This window comes from Flavihumibacter sp. UBA7668, assembly GCF_002483205.1.
Taxonomy (GTDB): Bacteria; Bacteroidota; Bacteroidia; order Chitinophagales; family Chitinophagaceae; genus Flavihumibacter.
In genome coordinates this window covers 430,744-455,511 of the sequence record NZ_DLHM01000005.1, presented here as the reverse complement: position 1 = coordinate 455,511, position 24,768 = coordinate 430,744, and the positions used below count along the sequence as shown (strand labels likewise).

Annotated in this window: 19 protein-coding genes and 1 riboswitch; of the genes, 8 read left to right on the top strand and 11 right to left on the bottom strand. The window is 43.0% G+C overall.

Annotated elements, in window-relative coordinates; translation table 11 throughout:
• Window positions 1-4: 4 nt before the first annotated feature.
• Window positions 5-1,339 (bottom strand): APC family permease, encoded by a 1,335-nt coding sequence (locus B2746_RS14045; protein WP_290795116.1) that lies wholly within the window; start codon window positions 1,337-1,339, stop codon window positions 5-7.
• 55 nt (window positions 1,340-1,394) lie between these two features.
• Between B2746_RS14045 and B2746_RS14040 the strand changes: the two genes are divergently transcribed.
• The 3 genes from B2746_RS14040 (at window position 1,395) to cobT (ending at window position 6,809) form a co-directional block, all read left to right on the top strand.
• Window positions 1,395-3,452 carry a TonB-dependent receptor gene (locus tag B2746_RS14040; protein WP_290795114.1) on the top strand — a complete coding sequence of 686 codons (2,058 nt, stop codon included), beginning with the start codon at window positions 1,395-1,397 and terminating at the stop codon, window positions 3,450-3,452.
• Window positions 3,453-3,462: 10 nt separating this feature from the next.
• A riboswitch (cobalamin riboswitch) is annotated at window positions 3,463-3,691 on the top strand.
• A gap of 103 nt (window positions 3,692-3,794) precedes the next feature.
• A complete protein-coding gene (locus B2746_RS14035; protein ID WP_290795112.1) occupies window positions 3,795-5,759 on the top strand; it encodes a TonB-dependent receptor in 1,965 nt (654 codons plus the stop codon).
• 9 nt (window positions 5,760-5,768) lie between these two features.
• Window positions 5,769-6,809: a nicotinate-nucleotide--dimethylbenzimidazole phosphoribosyltransferase gene (gene cobT, locus B2746_RS14030; protein ID WP_290795109.1), complete on the top strand. Its 1,041-nt coding sequence runs from the start codon at window positions 5,769-5,771 to the stop codon at window positions 6,807-6,809.
• On the opposite strand, the gene B2746_RS14025 is transcribed toward cobT, so the two are convergent.
• Window positions 6,788-7,426: a response regulator gene (locus tag B2746_RS14025; protein ID WP_290795107.1), complete on the bottom strand. Its 639-nt coding sequence runs from the start codon at window positions 7,424-7,426 to the stop codon at window positions 6,788-6,790. The two genes, cobT and B2746_RS14025, sit on opposite strands and share 22 nt — an antisense overlap.
• A 320-nt stretch (window positions 7,427-7,746) precedes the next feature.
• Between B2746_RS14025 and B2746_RS14020 the strand changes: the two genes are divergently transcribed.
• From B2746_RS14020 to B2746_RS14010, 3 genes are read left to right on the top strand one after another with little or no spacing between them, the layout of a single operon-like run.
• Window positions 7,747-9,993 carry a PAS domain-containing sensor histidine kinase gene (locus B2746_RS14020; protein WP_290795106.1) on the top strand — a complete coding sequence of 749 codons (2,247 nt, stop codon included), beginning with the start codon at window positions 7,747-7,749 and terminating at the stop codon, window positions 9,991-9,993.
• Between the two features lie 48 nt (window positions 9,994-10,041).
• Window positions 10,042-10,470 (top strand): response regulator, encoded by a 429-nt coding sequence (locus B2746_RS14015; RefSeq protein ID WP_290795104.1) that lies wholly within the window; start codon window positions 10,042-10,044, stop codon window positions 10,468-10,470.
• Between the two features lie 10 nt (window positions 10,471-10,480).
• Window positions 10,481-12,331 carry a PAS domain S-box protein gene (locus B2746_RS14010; RefSeq protein WP_290795102.1) on the top strand — a complete coding sequence of 617 codons (1,851 nt, stop codon included), beginning with the start codon at window positions 10,481-10,483 and terminating at the stop codon, window positions 12,329-12,331.
• Here the strand turns inward: B2746_RS14010 and B2746_RS14005 are convergent.
• The 7 genes from B2746_RS14005 to sufB are packed head-to-tail and all read right to left on the bottom strand — an operon-like array spanning window position 12,294 to window position 18,298.
• Window positions 12,294-12,761, bottom strand: coding sequence for an RrF2 family transcriptional regulator (locus tag B2746_RS14005; RefSeq protein WP_290795100.1), 468 nt, complete (start codon window positions 12,759-12,761; stop codon window positions 12,294-12,296). The two genes, B2746_RS14010 and B2746_RS14005, sit on opposite strands and share 38 nt — an antisense overlap.
• A gap of 9 nt (window positions 12,762-12,770) precedes the next feature.
• The gene (locus B2746_RS14000) at window positions 12,771-13,082 is read right to left on the bottom strand and encodes an SUF system Fe-S cluster assembly protein (RefSeq protein WP_290795098.1); all 312 of its coding nucleotides are present in this window, start codon (window positions 13,080-13,082) and stop codon (window positions 12,771-12,773) included.
• A 4-nt stretch (window positions 13,083-13,086) separates the two neighbouring features.
• Window positions 13,087-13,533: a SufE family protein gene (locus B2746_RS13995; protein WP_290795096.1), complete on the bottom strand. Its 447-nt coding sequence runs from the start codon at window positions 13,531-13,533 to the stop codon at window positions 13,087-13,089.
• A 2-nt stretch (window positions 13,534-13,535) separates the two neighbouring features.
• Window positions 13,536-14,780, bottom strand: a complete 1,245-nt coding sequence (locus tag B2746_RS13990) for a cysteine desulfurase (protein WP_290795094.1) — start codon at window positions 14,778-14,780, stop codon at window positions 13,536-13,538.
• A 1-nt stretch (window position 14,781) separates the two neighbouring features.
• Entirely contained in the window at window positions 14,782-16,071 is a 1,290-nt protein-coding gene (sufD, locus tag B2746_RS13985) for a Fe-S cluster assembly protein SufD (protein ID WP_290795092.1), read from the bottom strand.
• Complete coding sequence (gene sufC / locus B2746_RS13980) at window positions 16,068-16,823, bottom strand: Fe-S cluster assembly ATPase SufC (protein ID WP_290795090.1); 756 nt, start codon at window positions 16,821-16,823, stop codon at window positions 16,068-16,070. The genes sufD and sufC overlap by 4 nt, the downstream gene beginning before the upstream one ends.
• Window positions 16,824-16,852: 29 nt before the next feature.
• The gene (gene sufB, locus B2746_RS13975; RefSeq protein WP_290795088.1) at window positions 16,853-18,298 is read right to left on the bottom strand and encodes a Fe-S cluster assembly protein SufB; all 1,446 of its coding nucleotides are present in this window, start codon (window positions 18,296-18,298) and stop codon (window positions 16,853-16,855) included.
• Window positions 18,299-18,525: 227 nt separating this feature from the next.
• Between sufB and B2746_RS13970 the strand changes: the two genes are divergently transcribed.
• Together B2746_RS13970 and B2746_RS13965 are read left to right on the top strand one after the other, a co-directional pair.
• Window positions 18,526-20,070 (top strand): sensor histidine kinase, encoded by a 1,545-nt coding sequence (locus tag B2746_RS13970; RefSeq protein ID WP_290795086.1) that lies wholly within the window; start codon window positions 18,526-18,528, stop codon window positions 20,068-20,070.
• A gap of 5 nt (window positions 20,071-20,075) precedes the next feature.
• On the top strand, window positions 20,076-20,501 hold the full coding sequence (locus B2746_RS13965; RefSeq protein ID WP_290795085.1) for a response regulator: 426 nt from the start codon (window positions 20,076-20,078) through the stop codon (window positions 20,499-20,501).
• 13 nt (window positions 20,502-20,514) lie between these two features.
• Here B2746_RS13965 and B2746_RS13960 read toward each other — a convergent pair whose 3' ends face one another.
• Together B2746_RS13960 and B2746_RS13955 are read right to left on the bottom strand one after the other, a co-directional pair.
• Entirely contained in the window at window positions 20,515-22,806 is a 2,292-nt protein-coding gene (locus B2746_RS13960; protein WP_290795083.1) for a DUF3857 domain-containing protein, read from the bottom strand.
• A gap of 18 nt (window positions 22,807-22,824) precedes the next feature.
• Window positions 22,825-24,762 carry a transglutaminase-like domain-containing protein gene (locus tag B2746_RS13955; RefSeq protein ID WP_290795081.1) on the bottom strand — a complete coding sequence of 646 codons (1,938 nt, stop codon included), beginning with the start codon at window positions 24,760-24,762 and terminating at the stop codon, window positions 22,825-22,827.
• Window positions 24,763-24,768: the final 6 nt, after the last annotated feature.

Here is a 24,768-nt window from a genome sequence, read left to right as displayed (position 1 = left end):
CGAATTATTTTTTACGAACAACCAGAAAATAAATTCCCAGAAAAGCACCAAATACAGCCAATCCGGTCATTGCCAGCACCGGAGTATTGATGGCAATACTGATTCCAACAAAAGTATAAGCTGCCATAAATACGAGGGGCAGCAGCGGATACAATTTCATGGTATAAATACCGGTGCCATCCAGATTTTTCGTTCTTTTCCGAAGTATAAAGATAGTTGCTGCAGAAGTGGCCATGCCGATTGAATCCAGGAATATCGTAAAGCCAAGTATTTTTTCAAATGTATTGGCAAAAAATAATACTACAATACAGATAGCCGCAAACACGGTCAGACTAACGGTTAATACGCCGCGTTTTTCATTGGTGCTTGCAAAAATCTTCGGAAGAATTCCATCCATGCTCATGGCAAACATGACTCTTGGATTACTTAACAACAAAACATTTACATAAGCCAGTACAGCCAGAAAAAGCAACATGGTGAAAATTGTTTTCCCAATAGGTCCAAACATTTTTTCCGCCACTACAGCTGCAATGCCACGGGTTGTTTTCAATTCTTCAAATCCGATTATATGTACATAGGCCATCTGCACCAGCAGATAAAGCCCTATTATCATCAGGATGCCAATAAATATTCCACGGGGAATTGTTTTTCTCGCATCTTTCACTTCATCACCAAAATTGATAGATTGCTGGTATCCACCATAGGTGAAGGAAACGGCAATTAAGGCAATACCGAAGGAAGAAAGGAGAGAGGAGAAGGAGGAAGGGGAAGGGGAGAGAGGAGAAGGGAGAGCGGAAGTTGGGGCGCCGGGGAAGAAGAGAGCGCAGATGAGAACAAGTACCATGGCTATTTTAATCAGCATCAGTACGTTCTGCGTTTGGGAACTCATGCGTAAGCCGGCCAGGTTCACAAAATAAAAAACCACAATTGCCGACATCGCGATCAGCGATTTTACCAGGTCGCTTGCAGGTTCGGCAAAGATCAATTGGGAGAGATATTCACTACCAATCAGCGCTACCCCAGCCAGTGAAGCTGCATTTGAAATTAATATAATACAATTGATGGCAAAGGCGATGGAGGGATGATAACAGGCTGCAAAAATTTTATAATAGCCGCCGGTTACCGGATAACGGGATCCGATTTCTGCATAGGTAAGTGCTCCGCATAAGGCTATTATTCCACCGGTAATCCAGGCTGCAAAATAAATGGTTGGGGTGAGTGAAGCACTTGCTGCATCTGTGGCCGTGCGAAAAATTCCCATTCCAATTACCAGTCCCACTACAATCATGGTGAGATCAAACAATCTCAACTGATTGGATTTGCCTGTGTTGTTTTGCATGTTAGTCCCGATCTTTACCCAATATAAATCCAAAAGCCTAGCCGGCAAATAAAAAATGAACCTGCTTTTACTTTTTACAACCATCGGCATCCAGATGAATGAGTTGCCGGCAACCGATACTCTGCCCCGTACTCAGTTAGATTCTGTAATGGTACAGGGTTTTGTGCAACGGAGTCCCTTAGCTTCCGTACCTGCAGCCATTTCCATTGCTGGCAGTACAGAGTGGAACCGGTATTCACCCGGCAGTTCAATTGCTGCCATGAATGCGTTGCCCGGTGTGCGCATGGAGGAACGTTCGCCCGGCAGTTATCGGATGGCCATAAGAGGCAGTTCACTCCGCTCTCCTTTTGGTGTAAGAAATGTTCGTTTTTATTATGAACAATTCCCGATTACAGATCCGGGTGGGAATACGTATCTGAATTTATTTGCGCCTGCTGCCTTTGAACAGATGGAAGTATTACGCGGACCTGCGGCATCAGTATATGGAGCAGGATCGGGAGGCGCACTACTGGCAACAGGCAGTAGTAAGGTTATTGGAACCATTCCTTTTCGGGTAACAGTACTCGGAGGCAGCAATGGATTATTTCAGGCCGATGCACAAGTATTAACCGGCACAACAGATAAGTACAACCGAATTCAACTGCATCATCAGCAGGCATCCGGTTATCGCGAACATAGTTCCATGCGACGGAATTTTATCAGCTGGCAAAACAAGCAGGCAATAACGGAGAATTACAAGATAAGTACGCTTGTTTTGTACAGTGATCTGGAATACCAGACACCCGGCGGACTCACACTGGCCCAATATCAGGCAGATCCAAAACAGGCCAGGCCGGCGGGTGGCCCCTTCCCTTCTGCGCAGGATGCAAAAGCTACTATTTATCAGCAATCATTTTATGGAGGAGTACAACAAGTGTACACGCCGTTTACCAGATTGCGTTTAGAAGCTACCTTATACGGCATGTATAACAGGATCACAAATCCTACTATCCGGAATTTCGAAAGAAGAACGGAACCCTCTTTTGGCACAAGAGCATTAATTGGTTATACGGTACCACTATCATCCGGCAGTCTGGATTTTTCTGCAGGAGCAGAATGGCAGAAAGGATATTATCAGGTAAATGTATTTGGAAACCGGGGTGGCGAGCAGGATACGCTTCAAAGTTCAGATGCCTTAACACCGGTGAACGCACTGGTATTTGGGCAGGCGCAATGGAAACCCGATTCCAATTGGGAGATCAGTGCCGGTATCAGTTTCAACAATAATACCATCCGTATTATCCGGGAATCGGTGGTACCCAATTATGCATTTACCAGCAGCGGGCAGGCGGAATGGGCGCCCAGGATTTCCATCGCCCGTAAACTAAACACTTTTACTGTTTATGCGCTGGCAGCCAAAGGATTTTCACCACCCACCAGTTCGGAATTATTGCCATCGACCAGTGTAATAAATACCAATCTGCAGGCTGAATATGGCTGGAATTATGAATTGGGATTCAGGGGACGTGTAGCAAAACAACGGATTTGGCTGGATGCCAATATTTTTTACTTTCAGTTGAAGGATGCCATCGTACAGAGAAGGGATGCCAGTGGAGCCGATTTTTTCACCAATGCAGGAAGCACCCGTCAGTGGGGAATTGAACTGGCATCCAGGTATTCTCCTTTAAAACAACACCCGAATTTTAGCTGGCAGCCCTGGTTCAGTTATACCTATCATCCTTTTCAATACCGTGATTTCACCCAAATTGAAGCAGATTACAGCGGCAATCGAATACCCGGCATAGCGAGGCAAACGGTTGCTGCGGGACTAGACCTGCAGGTTTTTCAAAAAGCGGATATACATCTGACCTATCAGTATGTTGATCCGATTTTTTTAAATGATGCCAATTCTGCTAAAGCGAAAGCCTACCAGTTGGTTGGCGCAAAACTGGGAGCTGTTCTTTATAAAATGACCAGTAAAAAAGGGAATACCGGAGCCATTAGTTGGTTTGCCGGTGCCGACAATCTGTTGAATCAAAACTATAGTTTGGGAAATGATATCAATGCAGTAGGCGGACGGTACTACAATGCTGCGGCAAGGAGAAACTATTTTACGGGCATCCGGGTTCAGTAAAGAAAAAAACTATCTTCGCGGCGTAAATGGTTCCCCTGATGCCGGCTTCGCCGGTTGATGAGGATTAAAAGGGAAGTCCGGTTAATCCCGGCGCTATCCCCGTAGCTGTAATGTTAATGGGATGTATATCATCCTCCTGAAGATCCAGAACCACTGTCCGCCTATGCTTTAGCGAAGGCGGATGGGAAGGGGATCTCCAGTAAACGAGCCAGAAGACCTGCCATGTACAGCAATCATATTCCGCTTTCGGGAGAAAAGCAGGGATGTAAAGGGCCGGTTATCCAGCCATTTATATTTCTACCCTCATTTCCGGAAGCAGTCACAAAATCTTTTTTCAACAACATGAAAAGAACATGGATTTTAGTGGCTGCTACAGTATGCAGCAGCCCCCTATGGAGTCAGCAGGTAAGTACAGACAGTCTTCCTTCGCCCCTTGATGAAGTGGTGGTAACCGCCAACAAAATTTCGCAAAAACAAAGCAGTACGGGTAAGTCGGTTTTGGTCATTAACCGGGCAACACTGGAACAGAATGCAGGCAGAACACTGGCACAGGTACTCAATGAACAGGCCGGTTTATTTCTGGCAGGAGCACAAAATAATTTGGGCACAGTGCCTTCTGTTTATTTAAGAGGTTCCGGCAGCGCCAATACATTGATCCTGATAGATGGAATGCCGGTAACGGATGCATCAGGAATCTCCATTGAATTTGACATCAATCATTTTTCAATTGATCAGATTGAGCGGGTTGAAATTTTGAAAGGCGCGCAATCCGTTTTATATGGATCAGATGCGGTAGCCGGCGTAATCAATATTATCACAAAAAAAAGCACTGCCAACAAGGCCATTGGCATCAATGGACAGCTGGCAGCGGGAAGTTTCAATACCTATAAAGGCAATCTTGGAATAGACGGACAAAAAGGCAAACTGAATTACAGTGCGCAGTATAGCCGATTGCAATCAGGTGGATTTTCAGCAGCACATGATGCAAGCGGAGGTGCCGGATTTGATAAAGACGGATTTAAACAGAATGTATTAAATCTATCAGTTGGACTTCAGGCAACAAAACAATGGAAGGTGCAGGGTTATTATCAGTTCAGTGATTATAAAACGGATATTGATGATGCCGCATTTGAAGATGATAAAAACAGAACCGTATTTAATCGCCAGCAGGTAATTGGGCTTAAATCTATTTTGCAATTACCAAAGGGACAATTTGTTGTACACAGCAATTACAATCTGGTGAACCGGGATTATCGTGATCCGATAAACAATCCGGTTGGACCAAATGACTTTGATCCGTCCAGTGGAAATTATAAAGGCAATTCATTTTTTGCAGAAGCGTACCTGAACTCAACCATCAATTCAAATCTGAGTTTGCTTGCAGGGGTAGATTACCGTCGCAACCAGGCAGATATCGCCACTGATTTTGGCGGATTTGGCAGCAGTTTGAGCAAGGATTCACTGGAAGCAAGTATGATGAGTGCCTATGTATCGGGGCATCTGCATAAAGACAATCGTTTTGGTATTGAGATGGGCGGACGTTTTACGCAGCACCAGGATTTTGGAGATGCACTGACGTACTCATTGAATCCTTATTATTCGCCTATAAAACAACTGAAGATTTTTGCTTCAGCAGGTTCTGCATTTCGTGCGCCATCTGTATATAATCTGGCCAGTGAATATGGGAATACGGCATTGGAACCGGAGCGTTCACAGCAGCAGGAACTGGGAATACAATTCAGCAGCAAAAACAATCAGCTATTTGTACGAGCTACTTATTTCAGAAGAACGATTAAAGATATAATTCTATTTGCGCCATTAACTGTACCTCCCTATGGACAATATCAGAATGGTGATAAACAAGCTGATCGCGGACTGGAACTGGAAGCAAGCTGGAAACCCATTTCCAAACTGACCATTACAGCTAATTATACTTATGTAAACGGAGAACTGAATACGTCTACCATAAGCGGAAAGGATACCAGTTATTTTAATTTGTACCGTCGTCCGAAGAACAATGTGAATTTCAATATCGGGTATCAGTTAACGGATGCATTCTATGTTGGTGTGAATTATCGTTGGGTAGACAAACGGCAGGATTTGTTTTACAATTCAAGCACCTTCAGTACAGAGGTGGCGGATCTGAAATCCTATTATAATCTTGACCTATATGCGAACTATAAACTGACCAAACAATTCTCCGTTTATGTTGATGTGCGGAACATAACCGATCAAAGTTATTTTGATTTGGTTGGATACAATGCCCGTCGTTTCAACATGATGGGAGGTATTCGCTGGCAGTTCTAAAACAATCTGATGGACCTTCGAAAACAAGTGCAGGAAAAAATTGACAATAAGACCAAACCAGTGAGTTCACTGGGTTTGCTGGAAACCATCGCCCTTAAAGTGGCGATGGTTCAGCAAACTCCTGAACCTGAAATAAGGCAGCCGCATGTGGTGGTATTTGCCGGAGATCATGGAATAGCAAAAACTGGTTTGGTAAATCCATATCCTGCTTATGTAACAGCCGCGATGGTGCATAATTTTATGGCAGGAGGCGCTGCTATCAATGTGTTTTGCCGGCAGCATCAATTGGGTTTAACCATTGTAGATGCCGGGGTAGATGCTGACTTAAGCAGGTATCACGGAAATCCATCTTTTATTGATGCGAAAATTGCCCGGGGCACCAACAACTACCAATTTGAGGCAGCCATGAGTTTTGCAGAGATGGAGAGAGCAATAGGTGCGGGTGCATTTATTGTCAAAGAAATTGCGAAACGGGGCACCAATACCATTGCTTTTGGGGAGATGGGAATAGGAAACAGTTCAGCAGCCTCGCTGCTGATGTCAACCATTATGCGCTTGCCGTTGAGCCGGACTGTAGGAAAAGGTACAGGCGCCAATTCTGCCCAATTGGCGCAGAAACGCAGCACTTTACAGGAGGTACTGGATCAGCACGAGGCAATTTGCCAGCTGAATTCACCATTAAAAAGTCTGCAGTATTTCGGCGGTTATGAAATCGCGATGATGGCAGGAGCCTATCTTGGAGCCAGGGAATCGAATTTGGTGATAGTGGTGGATGGTTTTATTGCGTCAGCAGCCTTATTGGTGGCACATGCAATACAACCGGCAGTACTTGACAATTGCATATTCGGACATTGTTCCGGGGAATTGGGGCATCATGCGATTCTGCATTACCTGGATGCGCAGCCATTATTGAATATTGGATTGCGCCTGGGAGAAGGAACCGGAGCGGCATTGGCGATTCCGCTGGTTCAGTCGGCCGTGGCTTTTCAACGGGAAATGGCCGGAATGGAAACCCTTGTTTCCGCAAATCAGGAGCGTTTGGAAGCCTGATAGGCTTTACCCAATTCAACGAGTTCCAACAGGTTATTGCAATTGAGTTTTTTAAAGAGCCGGGCTTTATGGGTTCCAACGGTGGAGGTGCTGGTACCCAGGATCATGGAGATTTCCGTGAGGGTTTTACCTTCCATCATCAGGGAAGCGATTTCAAATTCCTTCCCGCTCAATTTATCAAATGGATTGGAGGGTTCTTCCTGCTGCAGGCCGGTTGCCAGCTGTAAGGCCAGCTCTGAACTGATATACATTTTGTTATTCAGCAGTGTTTCGACTGCTTTTTTCAGTTCCTGAATGCCGGTGTTTTTGGAAAGGAAGCCCTTGGCACCTGCACGGATCAGGCGGGGGGCATAAATATTTTCGGCGCTCATAGAAAAAATTAGCACTCTTGCATCAGGCAGGCGGACTTTAATAAATTCCATAATGCCGAAGGTGTCGGTACCTGGCATATACACATCCATAATGATGAGATCAAAGCTCCGCTCCTTCAGTTTTTCGAGTGCGGTGGCTTCATCTTTTGCTTCATGGATGGTACAGGGGCGGAATAATTCAGCCAGTACATGGCCGATGCCGGTACGTACAACTTCATGATCGTCAATGAGTAGAAAATGTTTCACTTATACAAATTAAGGAAAATACAGAATCATTGTCGCATTTTTTCTACATGAATTGACAAGTTTGTCTATTGTGGGGGAATCTGCCAGGTTGCATCTTTGTGCTGTAGTTGGTCCGTTATTAATCTGTATCCAATGTCCCGAAAAACCAACCGTCCAGATCCATGTAAAACTGTATCCACGCTATGAAGACCGTTTAGTATCGGATTTTTTATCTAAGGTTAATGGAAACCGGGGGGCGCGAAACCTTCTCTTTTTAAGAGATTTTTGTGCCCTTTTGGTATTTCGCTTTTTTTCTGCGATCTTCTGACAACCTTTAAACCATGCAGCAAACCGAAACAGGAATTATACAGGAATATGAGCGCATCATGGATGCCTCGCTGGACATCATCTGTACCATGAATCAGGATGGTATGTTTACCCGGGTGAGCCGGGCGGCGACGCGAATTCTTGGATATTCCCTTGAGGAAATGCTGGGCAAACCTTATTTAAGTTTTATTGAAGATGCGGATCAGTTATCCAGTGTAACCATGCTGGCAAGGGCGATCAGTGGCCAGCCGGTGAATCATTTTGACAATCGGGTACGCTGTAAAAATGGCAATTTGGCAATAATCCGCTGGTCTGCCAACTGGAATGAAGCAGCGCAATTGCTCTATTGTGTTGGAAGGGATGCAACTGAAAAAATAAAAATTGAGGCTCGAATTGAGGAATCAGAACATCGGTACCGGAATTTGTTCCATAATAATCCACTGCCGATGTGGATCATCGATCTGGAATCCAAACAGTTTCTGGAAGTAAATGAAAAAGCGATCAGCCATTATGGATACAGCAGGGAGGAATTTCTGGATATGACGGCATTTTCGATCCGGCCGGAAGAAGATCGGGGACTGATGCATCATCTGGATCGGGTAAAAGAGGGGGCTAATCTGGTTCATAAAAGGAGATGGAGGCATCTTAAAAAAAACGGAGAGCTGATTGATGTGGATATAACATCGCACCAGATAGAATATAATGGCAAACCTGCAGCGCTTGTCCTGTCACATGATATTTCAGAACGAGTTCGGTTGGAGAAACTAAAAATAGAGGAGGAAAGAAACCGGGAAGCGTTGATCAATTCCACCAGCGATATGATCTGGAGTATTGATAGTTCCTATCGATTGCTTGCTGCGAACCGTAGTTTCATTGATACGACCGCGTTAACCTCAGGTGTATCCATCCGAAAAGGAGAAAACATGTTATTGGAAGCTGCTTATCCGGAAGAGCATATTCAGTATTGGAAAGTGTTGTATGATCGGGCATTAACGGGCGAAGCATTCCATATGCAGTCGATGGATATTTATACGAAACCCGGACAGGAAATCTGGTGGGAAACGAGTTTTAATCCAATCTATGAAGGTGATCAGGTTGTTGGAGTTGCCTGCCATGCACGCGATATCACCATGAACCGGAGCTACCAGTCGGAGCTTTGGCAACTGAACCAGAAACTGGAAACCGCACAAAAACTGGCCAAACTGGGTTATTGGGAATTAAATCTGGAGACCAAGGAGTTATTCTGGACGATGGAAGTGTTTTCCATATGGGGACGGCATCCTTCCAATTTTCAGCCGGGTTTTGAACAATTTATGGGGACGGTTCATCCGGATGATCGGGAGGAGTTTTTAACCAGAAGGGCCAGGGTATTGAATGGGGAAGAAGAGCTCGATTTTCAACACCGCATCCTGTTGCCGGATGGCTCTATCCGGTTTGTACATGAAAAAGGGAGTTTATTTAAAGACCAGTTGGGAAATGTAGTGCGTTACAGTGGGACGGTTCAGGATATTACGCAACGAAAATTATATGAACAGGCACTTGAGCAGGCTAACAGTGAATTATCAGAAAGAGCTGAACAGTTAGCCCGTTCCAATGCGGAACTGGAGCGTTTTGCTTTTGTGGCTTCCCATGATTTGCAGGAACCGCTTCGTATGGTTAGCAGTTTTCTTCAGTTACTGGATAAGAGATACAGGGAAAAAATAGATGATGCAGGAAGGCAGTACATCAATTTTGCGGTTGGGGGTGCAGAGCGGATGAAAAAACTAATTAATGACCTGCTGGAGTATTCCCGCATTGAACATGCGCTTGGAAATTTGGATGTGGTTGATATGATGCAGGTGGTAAAGGAAGTCTGCCTCAACTTACAGGAAGCAATTGCTGATAATGAGGCAAAAATTAAATTTGAAAAGTTACCGGTACTTCAAAAGGGGAATTATTCCGGGATGGTGCAATTGTTGCAGAATCTGATTGGAAATGCATTAAAGTACCGCTCAGAAGCGCCAGTAAGCATACAAATCAGTTGTAAGGAAGAAGCAGATCAATGGCTGTTTTCAGTAAAAGACAACGGCATAGGCATTGAGTCGGATTATTTTGAGAAGATATTCATCATATTTCAGCGTCTTCATAATATGTCAGAGTATTCAGGAACAGGAATAGGGCTTGCGATATGTAAAAAAATTGTTGAACAACATGGGGGTAAAATCTGGGTATATTCCATAGAAAATCAAGGTTCTACGTTCTACTTTACCATAAAAAAATAAATCTTTACATTCATATACGTCCAACCCAGTGAAACAATACCAGGTATCATGAAAAACATGCATATATTACTTGTAGAAGACAATGAAGGGGATATTTTGTTAACCCGTGAAGCATTACACGAAGTTGAAAATATTCGGAAAATTTCTATTGTAAAAGATGGCAAGGAAGCCTTAAATTTTCTGTTTAAGACCGGGAAGTATACAGAGGTGGAAAGTCCGGACCTTGTGTTATTGGATATTAATCTTCCCAAAATTGACGGGAAAGAAGTGTTGCAAAAAATCAAGCAGGATGAAACACTTTGCTCTTTGCCAGTAATTATACTGACAACATCCTCTTCTGATAAAGATATTTTTGATTCGTACTCAAATCATGCCAATTGTTTTATAACCAAACCGGTTGATTATTCCAGCTTTATAAAAGTGGTTAAAACAATGGAATCTTTCTGGATGAAAACTGCCCAACTACCAAATAGCTAAACCAGACAGAATGATACACAACAATGAGCTGAATATTCTGATGGTGGAAGATAATCCGGGAGACCAGTTTTTACTGGAAGAATTATTACTGAGTTCCGGAATAAAAATCAGGGAACTGTTTACGACGGAATCCATCAGACAGGCACAGGAAGTTTTAAAGGAACATGCGGTGGATATTGTGCTGCTGGACTTATCACTTCCAGACAGTTTCGGAATTAAATCCTTCACCTCCATCCGTGAAAATGCAGGTTACACACCTGTGGTAATTCTATCTGGGGTATCCGATATGAATACTGCGCTGGATGCCATTACGCTGGGAGCACAGGATTATCTGATCAAAGGAGATTTTGATGAAAAGCTGCTTTCAAAAACCATTCTTTATTCCATTGAACGTATGAATAACCTGCAGGCCTTGCAGGAGAGCAATGAACGGTATGATCTGGTAAGTAAAGCAACCAATGATATGGTTTGGGATCTTAACCTGATTACCGGAGAGGTTTACCGGAATGCAGAGGGATGGAAAAAATTATTCAAAACCGATTATGATCATGAACGCTATGGTACCGAACTGAAATGGGTGGAACAGATACATCCGAATGAGCGTGAGGAAGTGGTTCAAAAAATAAATAGTTATAAAGAGAATCCGGCCTTGCAGCAGTTTGAACTGGAATACCGTTTTCTTAAGGATGATGGCAACTATGCTTATATACAGGACCGGGGATATATCATCCGCAATGAATTGGGGAAGGCCATTCGTTTTATTGGGGCAACGCAGGACATTTCGCAACGGAAGGAAGCAGAGAGAATTCTGAAAGAATCGGAAGAAGAGTATCGTTATCTTTTTGAAAATAATCCGGCGGCTATTATTATCTGGAATCTGCATGATTACACTATCATGGAAATTAATGAGTCTACTGAAAAACATTCCGGGTATAAGCGGGAAGATCTGGAGGGTAAATCGATCTTAAAAGGAGGATTGGCTGAACGATCTGAAACAATTGAAGAGCTGGCAGCAAAGGCGAGGGCAGACAAACAATTCAGGGAAACACATATTACCCGGATTATCAGTAAAACCGGGGAGAAAATTTATATTGAATTTGTTTCACACCGGATTGATTATAAGGGAATCCCCTGTATCATGGCGCTGGGAAACAATGTTACGGAACGATTGAAATTGGAAAACCAGCTGGAAGAAGAACGGGTAAAGGCGCAGAAAGAAATGACGAATGCCGTGATTTCCGCACAGGAATCGGAGCGTCAGGAAATAGGCCGGGAATTACATGATAATATCAACCAGATTCTTGCCAGTGCGCGTCTTTATCTTGGACTAAGTAAAACAACCAGTGACGATCAGCAGGTTTTTATGGAAAAATCGGATGAGCTGATTCAAAATGCCATAGATGAAATCAGGACACTGTCGCATTCGCTGATACCGCCAACACTGAATGATGGTCATCTTAAAGATAACTTATTGCAATTGTTTGAAAATGTTGCCAGTGGAATAGGCACTACGATTTATCATTCCCTTACCGAGTTTGATGAACATTCTATCGAAGAACCCTTTAAGCTGTCTATTTACCGGATATGTCAGGAGCAATTCAACAATATCACCAAGTATGCAAAGGCCAGCCAGATTCATTTTTATCTGGGGAAAAAAGACAATAATCTGGAGCTCCGGATCAAAGATGACGGAGTTGGATTTGATCTAACCAAGAAAAGCAGCGGGGTTGGATTGATGAATATGAAAACCAGGGCAACCCTGTTCAATGGAGTATTATCCATTGAAACGGAACCGGGGAAAGGTTGCGAACTAATTGTAAAATTTAAACCACCGGTTTTGGAGCAAATACCCGTGAAATAATTCGTTCTGCTTCCAGTTCGGAGTTTGATAAATCACTCAGGGTTAATTGCTGTAATAATTCATCCAATACCAGTTGCATCATTTTCCAGAGGGAGCGCACGGAGCAATCCACAGAATTGGTACAAAGCTTCATGCCTCCACTATGGAGGTTACAAAAACTGGTATCGAAAAGGGCACCGCCAAGTACTTTCAGAAGATCGTTTACAATGATTTGATTTGCGGGACGGGACAGCACATAACCACCTTTATTACCCGGCGTACTGTTCAGGAACCCCTTCTGCCTCAAGAGGCGGGTAAGTTTGGCTACATAAGGTATGCTGATACCTTCTGCATCACTAAGCTGGGGAATGCTGAGTCCTGCATCGTTTCCGCAATTGGCAACGCGTAACATAATACGTAATCCGATTTCTTCCTGTGCTGTTATCTTCATGGAAATCGTTTAAAACATACCTAATTCTAATTGGGCAGCTTCTGACATCATTGATTTATTCCAGGGTGGATTCCAGGTAACACTTACATGCACATCATTCACACCTTCTATCTGACGTACTTTCTGGTCTACTTCAATGGGCAGCGATTGTGCCGCAGGGCAACCGGGAGCCGTCAGGGTCATAACAATCTGAACATTATTCAGTGGGAGAATATCTACTTCATAGATCAATCCCAGCTCATAGATGTTAACCGGTAATTCCGGATCAAAAATGGTTTTAATACAATCAATCACCTGTTCTTTCAAAGCTTCTGTGTCCATATTATTACTGCTTTGCAGATTCGTTTTGCAATTTAAATGCCAGTGCGAAGTTTTTCATTTGTTTCACCATCGAGAGCAATCCGTTTGAACGGGTTTGCGCCAGGTGGGTCGTCATCCCGATACGATCAATAAAGCCCAGTTTTGCCTGAATAATTTCATCAGGAGTATGTACGGAGAGTACCTGGATCAACATACTAATCAGTCCCTTTACAATTACGGCATCGCTATCCGCTTTAAAATGTACAAGTCCGTCTGAATAGCTGGCAACCAGCCAAACGGTGGACTGACATCCCCTCACTTTGTTTTCATCTTTTTTGTGTTCTGCTTCCAGTGCCGGTAATTTTTTTCCCAGGTCTATTATGTATTCATACTTCTCATCCCAGGAATCGAACAACGAAAAATTTTCTACTATTTCCTCTTCCAGTTCTTCTATAGTTGGTCGTACCGCCATAGTTATAACAAGGTTTTAATAGAACGTTCCAGTCCTTCAGTGAGTGCATCTATTTCAGCATAGGAAGTATACATGGCAAAGGATGCACGAGTAGTGCCCGGAATACCAAAACGATCCATTAATGGTTGTGTACAATGATGACCAGTTCGTACGGCAATACCTTTATTGTCGAGCAAAATTCCAAGATCCTGTGGATGAACACCATCCACTATAAAGGAAATCACACTTGTTTTTTCCGGTGCTTTTCCAATAATTTTCAGGCCTTTAATTTGTTCCAGTGCATCGGTTGCGTAGTTCAGCAATCCCTGTTCATACTGATGAATAGTTTCTTTCCCGATTTCATTTACGAAATCAAGGGCAAATTTCAGGGCAATTGTGTCGGCAATATTGGGAGTTCCGGCTTCATATTTATAAGGCAGTTCATTATAGGTTGTGCCTTCAAAGCTTACCTCTTTGATCATTTCACCACCACCATGAAATACCGGCATGGTTTCCAGCAGTTCTTTTTTTCCGTAGAGTGCACCTGATCCGGTTGGACCATATACTTTATGTCCGGAGAATACAAAGAAATCACAATCCATATCCTGCACATCAAAGGAAAGGTGTACGGTTGACTGCGCACCATCCACCAAAACTTTTGCACCAACTGCATGTGCCTGCGCAACAATACTATTTACCGGGTTGATAGTGCCGAGCGAATTGGATGCGTGGACTACTGCAACCAGCTTTGTCTTCTTCGTGAGTAAGCGCTGAAATGCGCTCATATCCATCGTACCGTCATCCAGCACGGGAATGGGAACTACTCTGGCTCCGTTTTCGCCGGCAATGATTTGCCAGGGAACGATATTGCTATGGTGTTCCATACCGGAAACCAGGATTTCATCACCCGCTTTAATATTCTTTCTGGCCCAGGTATAGGCAACAAGGTTGATACCTTCAGTAGCGCCTTTTGTAAATATGATTTCTTCCCGATGAGCGGCGCCTATAAATTCTTTTACTGTATCACGGGTAGCTTCAAAAGCAGCGGTTGCTTCTTCAGCCAGGCTGTGAATGCCCCTGTGAATATTGGCATTGTAATGGGAATAATAGTGTGTCAGCGCGTCTATTACTGCAAGGGGTTTTTGCGTAGTAGCGGCATTATCCAGATATACCAATGGTTTTCCCTTTACCATCCTGTTGAGGATAGGAAATTGTTGCCGGATGGCAGTACTATCTGTTAAAAGTTCAGATCGGGTAAGCGTTTCCATATTAAGATCCTAAACGTTCAGAAATAAGTTGATCTATGTATGCCCGAATGGCATCCGGCTTTACCTGTTCCAGGATATCAATGGCGAAAGAATGCAAGAGCAGCGACCTGGCAATTGCTTCCGTTATTCCGCGGGAACGCAGGTAAAACAGGCCTTCTTCATCAAGTCGACCGATGGTACAACCGTGTGAACATTTCACATCGTCTGCAAAAATCTCCAACTGCGGTTTGGTATACACACTGGCAGTATCAGAGAGCAGGATATTTTTATTTGACTGGAAGGCATTTATTTTCTGTGCATCCTGACGAACAAATATTTTTCCATTGAATACACCGGTAGATGAACCATCCAGAATGCCTTTGTAAAATTCATTGCTGAGGCAATGCGGTTTCACATTATCAACAATGGTATGATTGTCTATATGGCAGGAATCAGAAGTAAAATAGAGTCCATACATATTGGATTCACAATATTCTGCCTCCATAACCATATTCAGGTTATTCCGAACCATTGCACCATTCAATGAAATGGTTACGGCATGCACATAACTTTTACCTACCTGGCGGAAATGGGTAGTACTTACCTGACTGGATCGGGCACTGTCATTTTGAATTTTATAGTATTCAATTCTGGCATCCTGTTCCACCACCACTTCAACAACCTGGTTGGTAAAATGATCTGCCGAGCCGATACTGCCATAGGTTTCCACCAACACCACACCGGCATTTTCAGCAACATGTACCAGGGTGCGTGGTTGCGCAAATACATTTTCTTTCCTTCCGTCATTTATATTATAGATATAAATGGGGTGTTCAATTTCAGTAGAGCGATTCACGCCAATAAAAACACTTCCAACAAGGAAAGATGTATTTAATGCATTGATACCATCATTCAGGTATTGAGCACTATGGCCCAGGTGTTTTGATACAATGGAAGCATATTCGCCTTGTGCAGCATCCTGCAGGGGAAGCACCACCAATCCGGCAGAGCGAACGGTAGAGGCAGCAGCATTGTAAACTCCATTGATAAATACCAGCTCATTCGCTGTTTCAAATTCGGGTAAACGAAATGCCTGCCAGTTCAGATCTGAAGTAGCAGTATCTGCTCCAATCTGGTACGCCTGATTGAACAACTGGCTTACGCGTGTATATTTCCACTCTTCGTGTTTAACTGCCGGAACACCTAACTTGTCAAACGATGCCAGTGCAGCGGTGCGGATCGGTTGAAGGGCATCCAACTGATCAGCTCCCAATTGCCGGGCCCTGTCTTTAATTATATTGATCGTACTCATGCAATATTCATCTCATTTTTAAGAAAACTATAGCCTGTCTCTTCCAGTTCCAGTGCCAATTCTTTGCCACCGGATTTCACAATTCTTCCATTGTACAGCACATGTACAAAATCAGGAATGATATAATCGAGCAGACGCTGATAGTGGGTAATTACAAGTGTTGCATTTTCTTTACTTCGAACGGCATTAACACCGGCTGCTGCAATGCGGATGGCATCGATATCCAAACCGGAATCGGTTTCATCCAGGATGGCAAGGCGAGGTTCCAGCATGGCCATTTGGAATACTTCATTCCGCTTTTTTTCACCACCGGAGAACCCTTCATTCAGCGAGCGGGTTAAGAGGTTTTTATCGATGTTTACGAGGTTCATTTTTTCCTTCATCAGTTTCAGGAATTCAGCAGCATCGAGGGTAGGTTCTCCACGGTATTTGCGTACTTCATTAACTGCAGTTTTCATGAAATTGATGGTACTTAATCCAGGTATTTCAACCGGATATTGGAAGGCAAGAAACAGTCCTTCGCCGGCTCTGGCTTCCGGAGAAAGATCCAGGAGATCTTTGCCCAGAAATTCCACCGATCCGCCGGTTACTTCATAATCCGAACGACCAGCCAGTACGGCTGCCAGGGTGCTTTTTCCGGAACCATTGGGTCCCATGATGGCATGTACTTCACCGGGTTGTATGGTGAGGTTGATGCCTTTGAGAATTTCTTTTCCTTCAATACCTGCTTGTAAATCCTTTATTTGTAACATAACGTGTTATTTCAAAATTGTTTTAATGATTAACCAACACTTCCTTCGAGGGTGATGGCCAGTAATTTCTGCGCTTCCACGGCAAACTCCATGGGTAGCTGATTCATCACCTCTTTGGCAAAACCATTTACGATTAATGCAACCGCTGTTTCGGTATCGATACCGCGCTGGTTACAATAAAAAATCTGGTCCTCTCCTATTTTTGAAGTAGTGGCCTCATGTTCAACCTGGGCTGTATTGTTTTTTACTTCTATATAAGGGAAGGTATGCGCCCCACAACGATCGCCCAATAACAGCGAATCACACTGTGAAAAATTTCTTGCATTGGAGGCGTTTTTGGCAACACTTACCAATCCACGATAACTGTTATGGCTAACACCTGCAGATATTCCTTTGGAAACGATCCGGCTGCGGGTATTTTTTCCAAGATGGATCATTTTTGTACCGGTATCAGCCTGTTGGTGGTGATTGGTAACGGCTACACTGTAAAACTCTCCGGTTGAATAATCCCCTTTAAGAATACAGCTTGGATATTTCCAGGTTACTGCTGATCCGGTTTCCACCTGGGTCCAGGAAATTTTAGAATGTACTCCTGCACAGATACCCCGCTTGGTTACAAAATTGTAAATTCCTCCCTTACCTTCCTTATCACCGGGATACCAGTTCTGGACGGTGGAGTATTTGATTTCGGCATGATCCATCGCGATCAGCTCTACAACAGCAGCATGGAGCTGATTTTCATCCCGCATAGGGGCTGTACAACCTTCGAGATAGGATACATAACTGCTATCCTCTGCAACAATCAGGGTACGCTCAAACTGACCGGTATTTTCGGCATTGATCCGGAAATAGGTGGAAAGTTCCATTGGACAACGTACTCCTTTGGGGATATAACAGAAAGACCCGTCGGTAAATACAGCAGCATTCAGGGCAGAATAAAAATTATCCGTCATGGGCACCACTGATCCCAGGTATTTTTTAATCAGTTCGGGGTGCTCCTGGATGGCTTCACTGATGGAACAGAAAATAATTCCCAATTCGCCCAGTTGCTCGCGGAAGGTGGTGGCCACTGATACTGAGTCAATTACAGCATCCACTGCCACTCCACTAAGGCGTTTCTGCTCATCCAGGGAAATGCCAAGTTTTTCAAAGGTCCGGCGCAGTTCGGGATCGATTTCATCCAGACTATTCAGTTTTTTGCTTTGTTTGGGGGCAGAATAATAGATAATATCTTGAAAATCAATGGCTGGATACTTGATATTTGCCCAATCCGGCACTTCCATCTTCAGCCAGTAGCGGTAGGCTTTCAGGCGCCATTCCAGCATCCATTCCGGTTCGTTTTTACGGCCGGATATAAAACGGATAATGTCTTCATTCAGCCCTTTAGGTGCCTGATCGGCTTCCAAATTGCTGGTGAACCCGTATTTATAATCGCTGGTTATCTGTTGTTCTATCGTACTTAATCCGTCGTTCATACTACAAATACTATTCAGTTGCTAAAATTGGCCACAAAGGTAAGACCTATTTATACAAAAGAGTATAAATAGTGGCAAAAAACTATAACAGTGCTTTGGTTTAAATGTTCTGGACTAGTTGAAAACACCTATGAAAGCCTTCGTAATTGTTGGAAAACTGCTTTAAATAGAACTTTTAATACTCAAAAATGAATTAGCACCGTTATTTTGTGCAGTCTCCATAATTAATGAAACGATACCCGGTTACGCTCCCTGTTCTGATTAGCTCCATTGTTATAATGCTTGCCGGACTAACCCTTTTCTTAAGAAATCAAAACCGGCACCAGAAAATTACAAGAGAAATCAGTCGGCTTTCCAATGAAAATCTGGAGCTGCGCCATTTAAATCTTGCGCACCTGTCTGTTTTAATGCCCACATCTGATTCAGCCAGGCAAATCCCAAGTGCTGCCCTGCTTGAAATTCAGAACAGGGCTTCCAAACAATTGGAAAATGACCGAAGGCTGCGCAATCTGGAGAAAATTGAACAGGAATATTCCGGGGTTAATCAACTGGGAGTTGGGATGCTTTGTTGTTCTGTACTTTTCCTTGCGGGGTTTAATTTCATCCAATTCAGAAGAAGGTTCAAATTGTTGCAGATTCAACAGCAGGATCAGGAAACCATGGAATTATTAAGAGAAACAATTCGGGAAAAAAGTCAGGTTCAGGAAGATTTGCTGAAGGAGAAAGAGCGCCTCAATTTTGTTCTGGAAGGAACCAATGCAGCCACCTGGGAATGGAATATTCAAACCGGCGAATTGATCTATAATGAAACCTGGGCCAGTTTAATAGGTTACAGACTGGAGGAAATTCAGCCAATCAATGATAAAACACTGGCAAGATTTGCCCATCCGGATGATCTTGCGGAAGCCAATACCAGGGTGAGTAATTGTTTGCGGGATCAAAGCCTGTTTTATGAAGCCACCTATCGGATGAAACACAAAGACGGTCATTGGGTTTGGATTCTGGACAGGGGAAAAGTGGTGCGTTCTACTGAAAATGGAGAACCGCTGCAAATGTTCGGAACACATGTTGATATCAGTCCGCTTAAAGAAAGCAATGAGGAATTAACCCGCTTTGCTTCTGTTGCTTCACATGACATGAAAGAACCATTACGGATGATCAGTTCCTTTATGCGGCTGCTCCAAAAAAATTATGGCGATGTATTGGATGCAAAAGCAAACCAGTACATCCATTATGCGATGGATGGAGCCGAACGAATGACTGCTTTGATAAAGGAATTACTTGAATATGCACATGCAGGTGGCATGCAGGTCGGCAAACGGGAATGGGTTAACTGCACAGAGCTACTGAATCAGATTGCTGTTTTAAATAAAGCACAGCTTGATGAACAGCATGCAGTTCTGCATGTAGGAAAATTACCGGTAGTACACGCAGGAAAAACGCCCTTGAAATTAGTATTTCAGAATCTGATCAGCAATGCATTGAAATATCAGCATCCTGGAATTGATCCTGTAATAGAAATCACTGCATCTGAAGATACCGGCTTTTGGCAATTCTCGGTCAGTGATAATGGGATTGGTATACCCACAGAACATAGGGAAGAAGTTTTTCATCTATTCAAACGGCTTCAAACAAAACATGAATATACCGGTTCAGGAATGGGACTTGCAACCTGTAAGCGGATTGTAGAACAACACGGTGGAAAAATATGGATTGATGACAATGGAAGTACGGGAACTATACTTACATTTACTATTCGCAAAACAGCCTGAATCCAATGAAATCAATTCATGTATTGCTCGTTGAAGACAACGAAGGGGATATATTGTTAACGATGGAAGCACTTGAAGAAGGTAAACTGGTAAACAAAATCAGTATTGCCCGCGATGGTAAAGAAGCCATTGATTTTCTTCAGAAAAAGGAACAATTCACAGCGGAACATGCACCAGACCTGATTTTGCTGGATGTTAACCTCCCTAAAAAAAACGGACACGAGGTATTACAATTCATTAAAAACACCAATGAATTCAAACATATACCTGTTATCATGTTAACCACATCGTCTTCTTATAAAGACATTAATGTTTCCTATACCAATCACGCCAATTGTTATATTACCAAACCAGTGGAAGTGGAGGAATTTTTCAAAGTGGTGGTGCAGATAGAAAACTTCTGGGTGAACGTCGTAAAATTACCATCGTAAAATTTCGTCCGTATCAGGGTTTAGCCAAAACGATTCGTGACTCAGCCAAAACCTGTGATGCGTCCAGCAATTCCAATAACTGGTTCCACTGGGCTGCTTTCAGGTGACGTTGCTGATACTTACGTGTAATGGTCAGATGAACCTGGTTGTTTTCAATTTTTGCAGCTGAAATAAAACTCCCAGCTTCATTTTCGATCGATTTCTCCAGGTTTTCCAATCCCTTCACCGCAAACCCATCTGGAATGGCGAATACTATTTTCCACTGGTATCTGGCAGGAAAACCGATATCCACGGGCAAGGTACGGCTCCGCTCTTTTTTCTCTATTTTATTTTGCTGCCCCATCAGTGCCGGTAAGGATAGAATCAGGTCCTCTCCTGCCTTTGCAGTTGTTTCTGCCAGTTCAAATTCTTCCACATAACGCAATCCCGGTTTCTTCAGATTGCGACCATCATTTACAATTTTGAAGGACTTATAATTTTCAATGGAATGGCCGTAGAGGTCTTCTGCCAGTTCCTTCATCAGTTTTGGTTTTTCCGTTTTCCATTTATTTTTTGCTTCCTGAAAACGTTCGGTCATTTTATCCTGATCAATAGCACTTAGTCCGTCCCAGGGACCATCTCCACCATAGTTTCGAAAATCCTGTTCCATATAAGGAGTCAATGCCAGTAATTCATCAATGGTGCGAAGTTTGACAAGTCCGGCTGCTTCCGCTTCTTTTTTCACCATAAATCCGGTTTTACTTTCATTCAACGCTACGGCAAGCAATGCTCTGTAACTGTTCGTAACAGTATCTGCAATAGGCAGGTCAATATTTTCCACCTTCTTATCTGATTCTTTATTGCTGAATTGAACAGCTCTGTTTCCAGCAAGATAAACCGGCATGTCATCAGGATTCAGGTGTTCATCCGGATTAACAAAATAACTATCCCTGTATTTGATAACCCAGGCCAGTTCCTGATTAAAAGATAGTTTATCAATATTGGTTCGGTTGTTGATGGTTGTTGCTATCACCTGGTGTTCAATTCCTCTTTTGGCAAGCAGTGCCGACAAAACCTTAGCAAAACCATAATCATTCCAGTTATTGTACATGGTAACAGAGCGAATGGTATAATAGGCTTTGTTCACAAATTCTTTCTCTGGTCCATCATAAGCACCTCTTTTTCTCAGCAGTCGGTACATTTCATCTACTGTTGCTTTGACAGTGGTTGGCAAGCCTCTGCTATATTCGCCTGATTCCTGAATTTTTTCCGGGGCAAACCAAAGCTGCCTGGCTTTATTGGCGAAATCATCCTGACTAATATCTGTTTTGGAGGAAGCATCATTGGGCAACCAGATGAAATTTTTTCCAGCGTTCCTGGCATAAATAACCTGGAATTTAAGCGAAGGCATTTCAATGTATTCATTCACAAAGCGGGTATCTTTTCTTTTATCACGTGCCTGATCCACCCACTTGTAAATTTTACGTCCCGCCCCCTGTGTAACCGTAAAATCTGCTGCCCCTTTCAGGTTTTTATATCCCAGGTAATAATTTTCATCCTGGGTTATAATTTCCAGGGCCTGATGTGCCACAGGCCATTCCCGGTTACACAAATAATAAACGGGATCAAATTCTTTATAATTGGGATTATGACTGAAGGAACGAGTATTGAGGTGCCGGAAAGCATATTCAATCACATCGCCTTCCTGCAGATCAGGAACAGCAATTTTAAAATAATCGGGACGATACCTGGCGCTGAAACGTTCATCAGTATATCCTCTGAAAATACCGGGAGTAGAAGTTGGGTCGCCCAATTCAATAGCTTCTGATAAATCAATTGGTTTTACTGTTCCATCATTTTTGATAACTCTGGCTTCAAAGGCATCTGATTCCATAGAAAGCCGGAAATACAGCACCGAATATTGTTCCACAGCAAACTTATCGCGCAGCAGAATTTTTCTTCTTTCTGTTTCTTCTACCAGCATCCTGGTATCATTACGGGCGTTGGCCATATAGATGGAAGAACCCAGTGTTGGTACGGCAAGCAGGGCACCAAAAAAATTCCGTCCAATTCGCTTACCCACACTAAGCCCTTTTTTATCAAAATCAAAACTTGTTTTCTGGGCCAGAATAACACCGCTTTCATCCGACCATTGGTCTGATGTATTGGCTTTAAAATTTGGATCCGCATCCGTAAGCAGGGGATCTGATTTTGTATTTTTTTTCAGCAAGTCCAATTCTTTTGAACCTATCCGCTGCTGGGCTAGTCCTGTTAGTGTAATTGAACCTGCCAACAGGCTTGCGAAAATATATACTGATAAACGCATACTTTAAGTTTCCTGGATTTATAATTGGATACTGATGGTAGTCCGATTAAACTCTTTTATTTTCTGAAGAAAAGCTTTCCAGTCGGCAAACTGAACAGGCTGAATAACCGGCGATTGCAATTGCATTATTTTTGTCAGTTGCAATTGGTTTTTGTCCATTTTATACTGAGCCTTCATGGCATTCTGTCCAAAGGAAGTTTCAAATACAGCAGGCAATGATTTTACAGATGCATTAGCAGGAAGTTCGAGTTGAATATCATCTGTTGCATATAGTACATGGTCGAGATCGATGGGTGTTTTCCTTTTTTCATCGGGCATAAAGCTCGCGAAGCTTGCCGGAAAAAAATCGATACTGGTATAGCAGGATTTATCAACCAGGGTTACTCTGTTGGAGATTTCCACATCTCCTTCCAGCACCAATGGTATATCGCGGTTCGTAAAATCAGAAGTTTTAACATTGGACACTTCTGTGCTACTGTTATTCAATTCAATGAGGCTGGCAATAAACTCTTTCCTTTTATTGGATGGAATGGAATTATAAATGTAGTGGAAGAAATTGCGCGCTTCACCAGTAAAACTCAAACGTACATGTCCTGCGATCTTAGTTCCCGTCAACTTCAATCTGGCGGATGTTGCCATGGTATTATCTTCCGGACGGGCAGCAGGCACGGTTTCAATTTTATAGGTATCTCCATGTTCTACCAAAACTGATTTACCCTGGATCCGATAGGCATTCACACCCAATGGAGCGTACTTTTCAGTACCATCCAGAAAATAGGTTTTTCCCTTATGATAGAGTACGGAAATGGCATGATTATCTACGCAGAGCGAAAGCACTTCGCGCCGGTCATAGGGAATTTCCCTGGTGCCGATCCATGCAAAATGGGCATCGTATCCGGCAATTTTCAATAGTTCAGTCAACAGGTTGGCCATTCCTTTGCAATCGCCGTATTTATTCTGGTAAACATCCTGAACGGTATGCGGAATAAACCCAGAATAACCTTCTTCAAAAGCGATGTATTTAATATTATCCTGCACCCAATAATAAAGTGCTTTGATTTTATCCTCATCTGTTTGTTTACCCTGCAATTCCTTGTCCACGACAGTTTTTAGGCCTGTGATATCATTTTTAGCCTTTTTATACAGCAGGTTATACCAGGCATACATATTATCCATCGTATTGAAAACTGCATGCGATTTATTATCTGATTTAAAGGTTTTGATGGAAACGATAAGATGTGGAAGATAATAGGGTCTTGCCAGGGAGGCTGGTTCCTGTTTTACCGGAGCCAGATTTTGAGCGGTATAGGTATAAATTGTTTTATCGCCTTCTTTCCGTTTTGATTTTTTTATTTTATAGGAAGGCTCGAAGTTTTTTTCAATGAGTTCCAATTCCAGCCAGGAAGGCACTTCAAACTCAATATGTTGTTCTCTGATTGGATTGGAACTATGAAAGAAAAGGCGAGTCAGGTATTTTGCATCTATATACTGGTAATTATAAAGAAACCGGCAGCGGGTACCTTCGTCCTGGGCTTCCATACCATATAAAAGTCCGTAGTTGTCATCAAAAAAGATAGCATCGTCTGTTAAGGAAACTTTTTTGGGCGGATATTTCTGACTCCTGAATTTATTCTTATAGAAGACTTCAAAATCATACTCCCTTAATTGTACAAAATTATTATAGGCCACCATATGACCCATATAAGTATGTTTGGCAATGGAAACCATTTCAATGGTTCCCTTCTCATTGGCAACAACTACTGGTAATCCATCCAATCCTTTGCCGGTAGTGAAACTTATTTGGCGACTAGCGGAAGAGGTTCCATAATCGGCGTCTTTGTCTATTTTTTTGAGGGCAGTGGCCTGGCTCATTCCTTCACCATCGGCCGATTGATTTTGGGCAAAAAGGGTGGCTGTAAGGATAAGGTGCACTAATACGAGTGCCATTTTTTTCATAAAGGC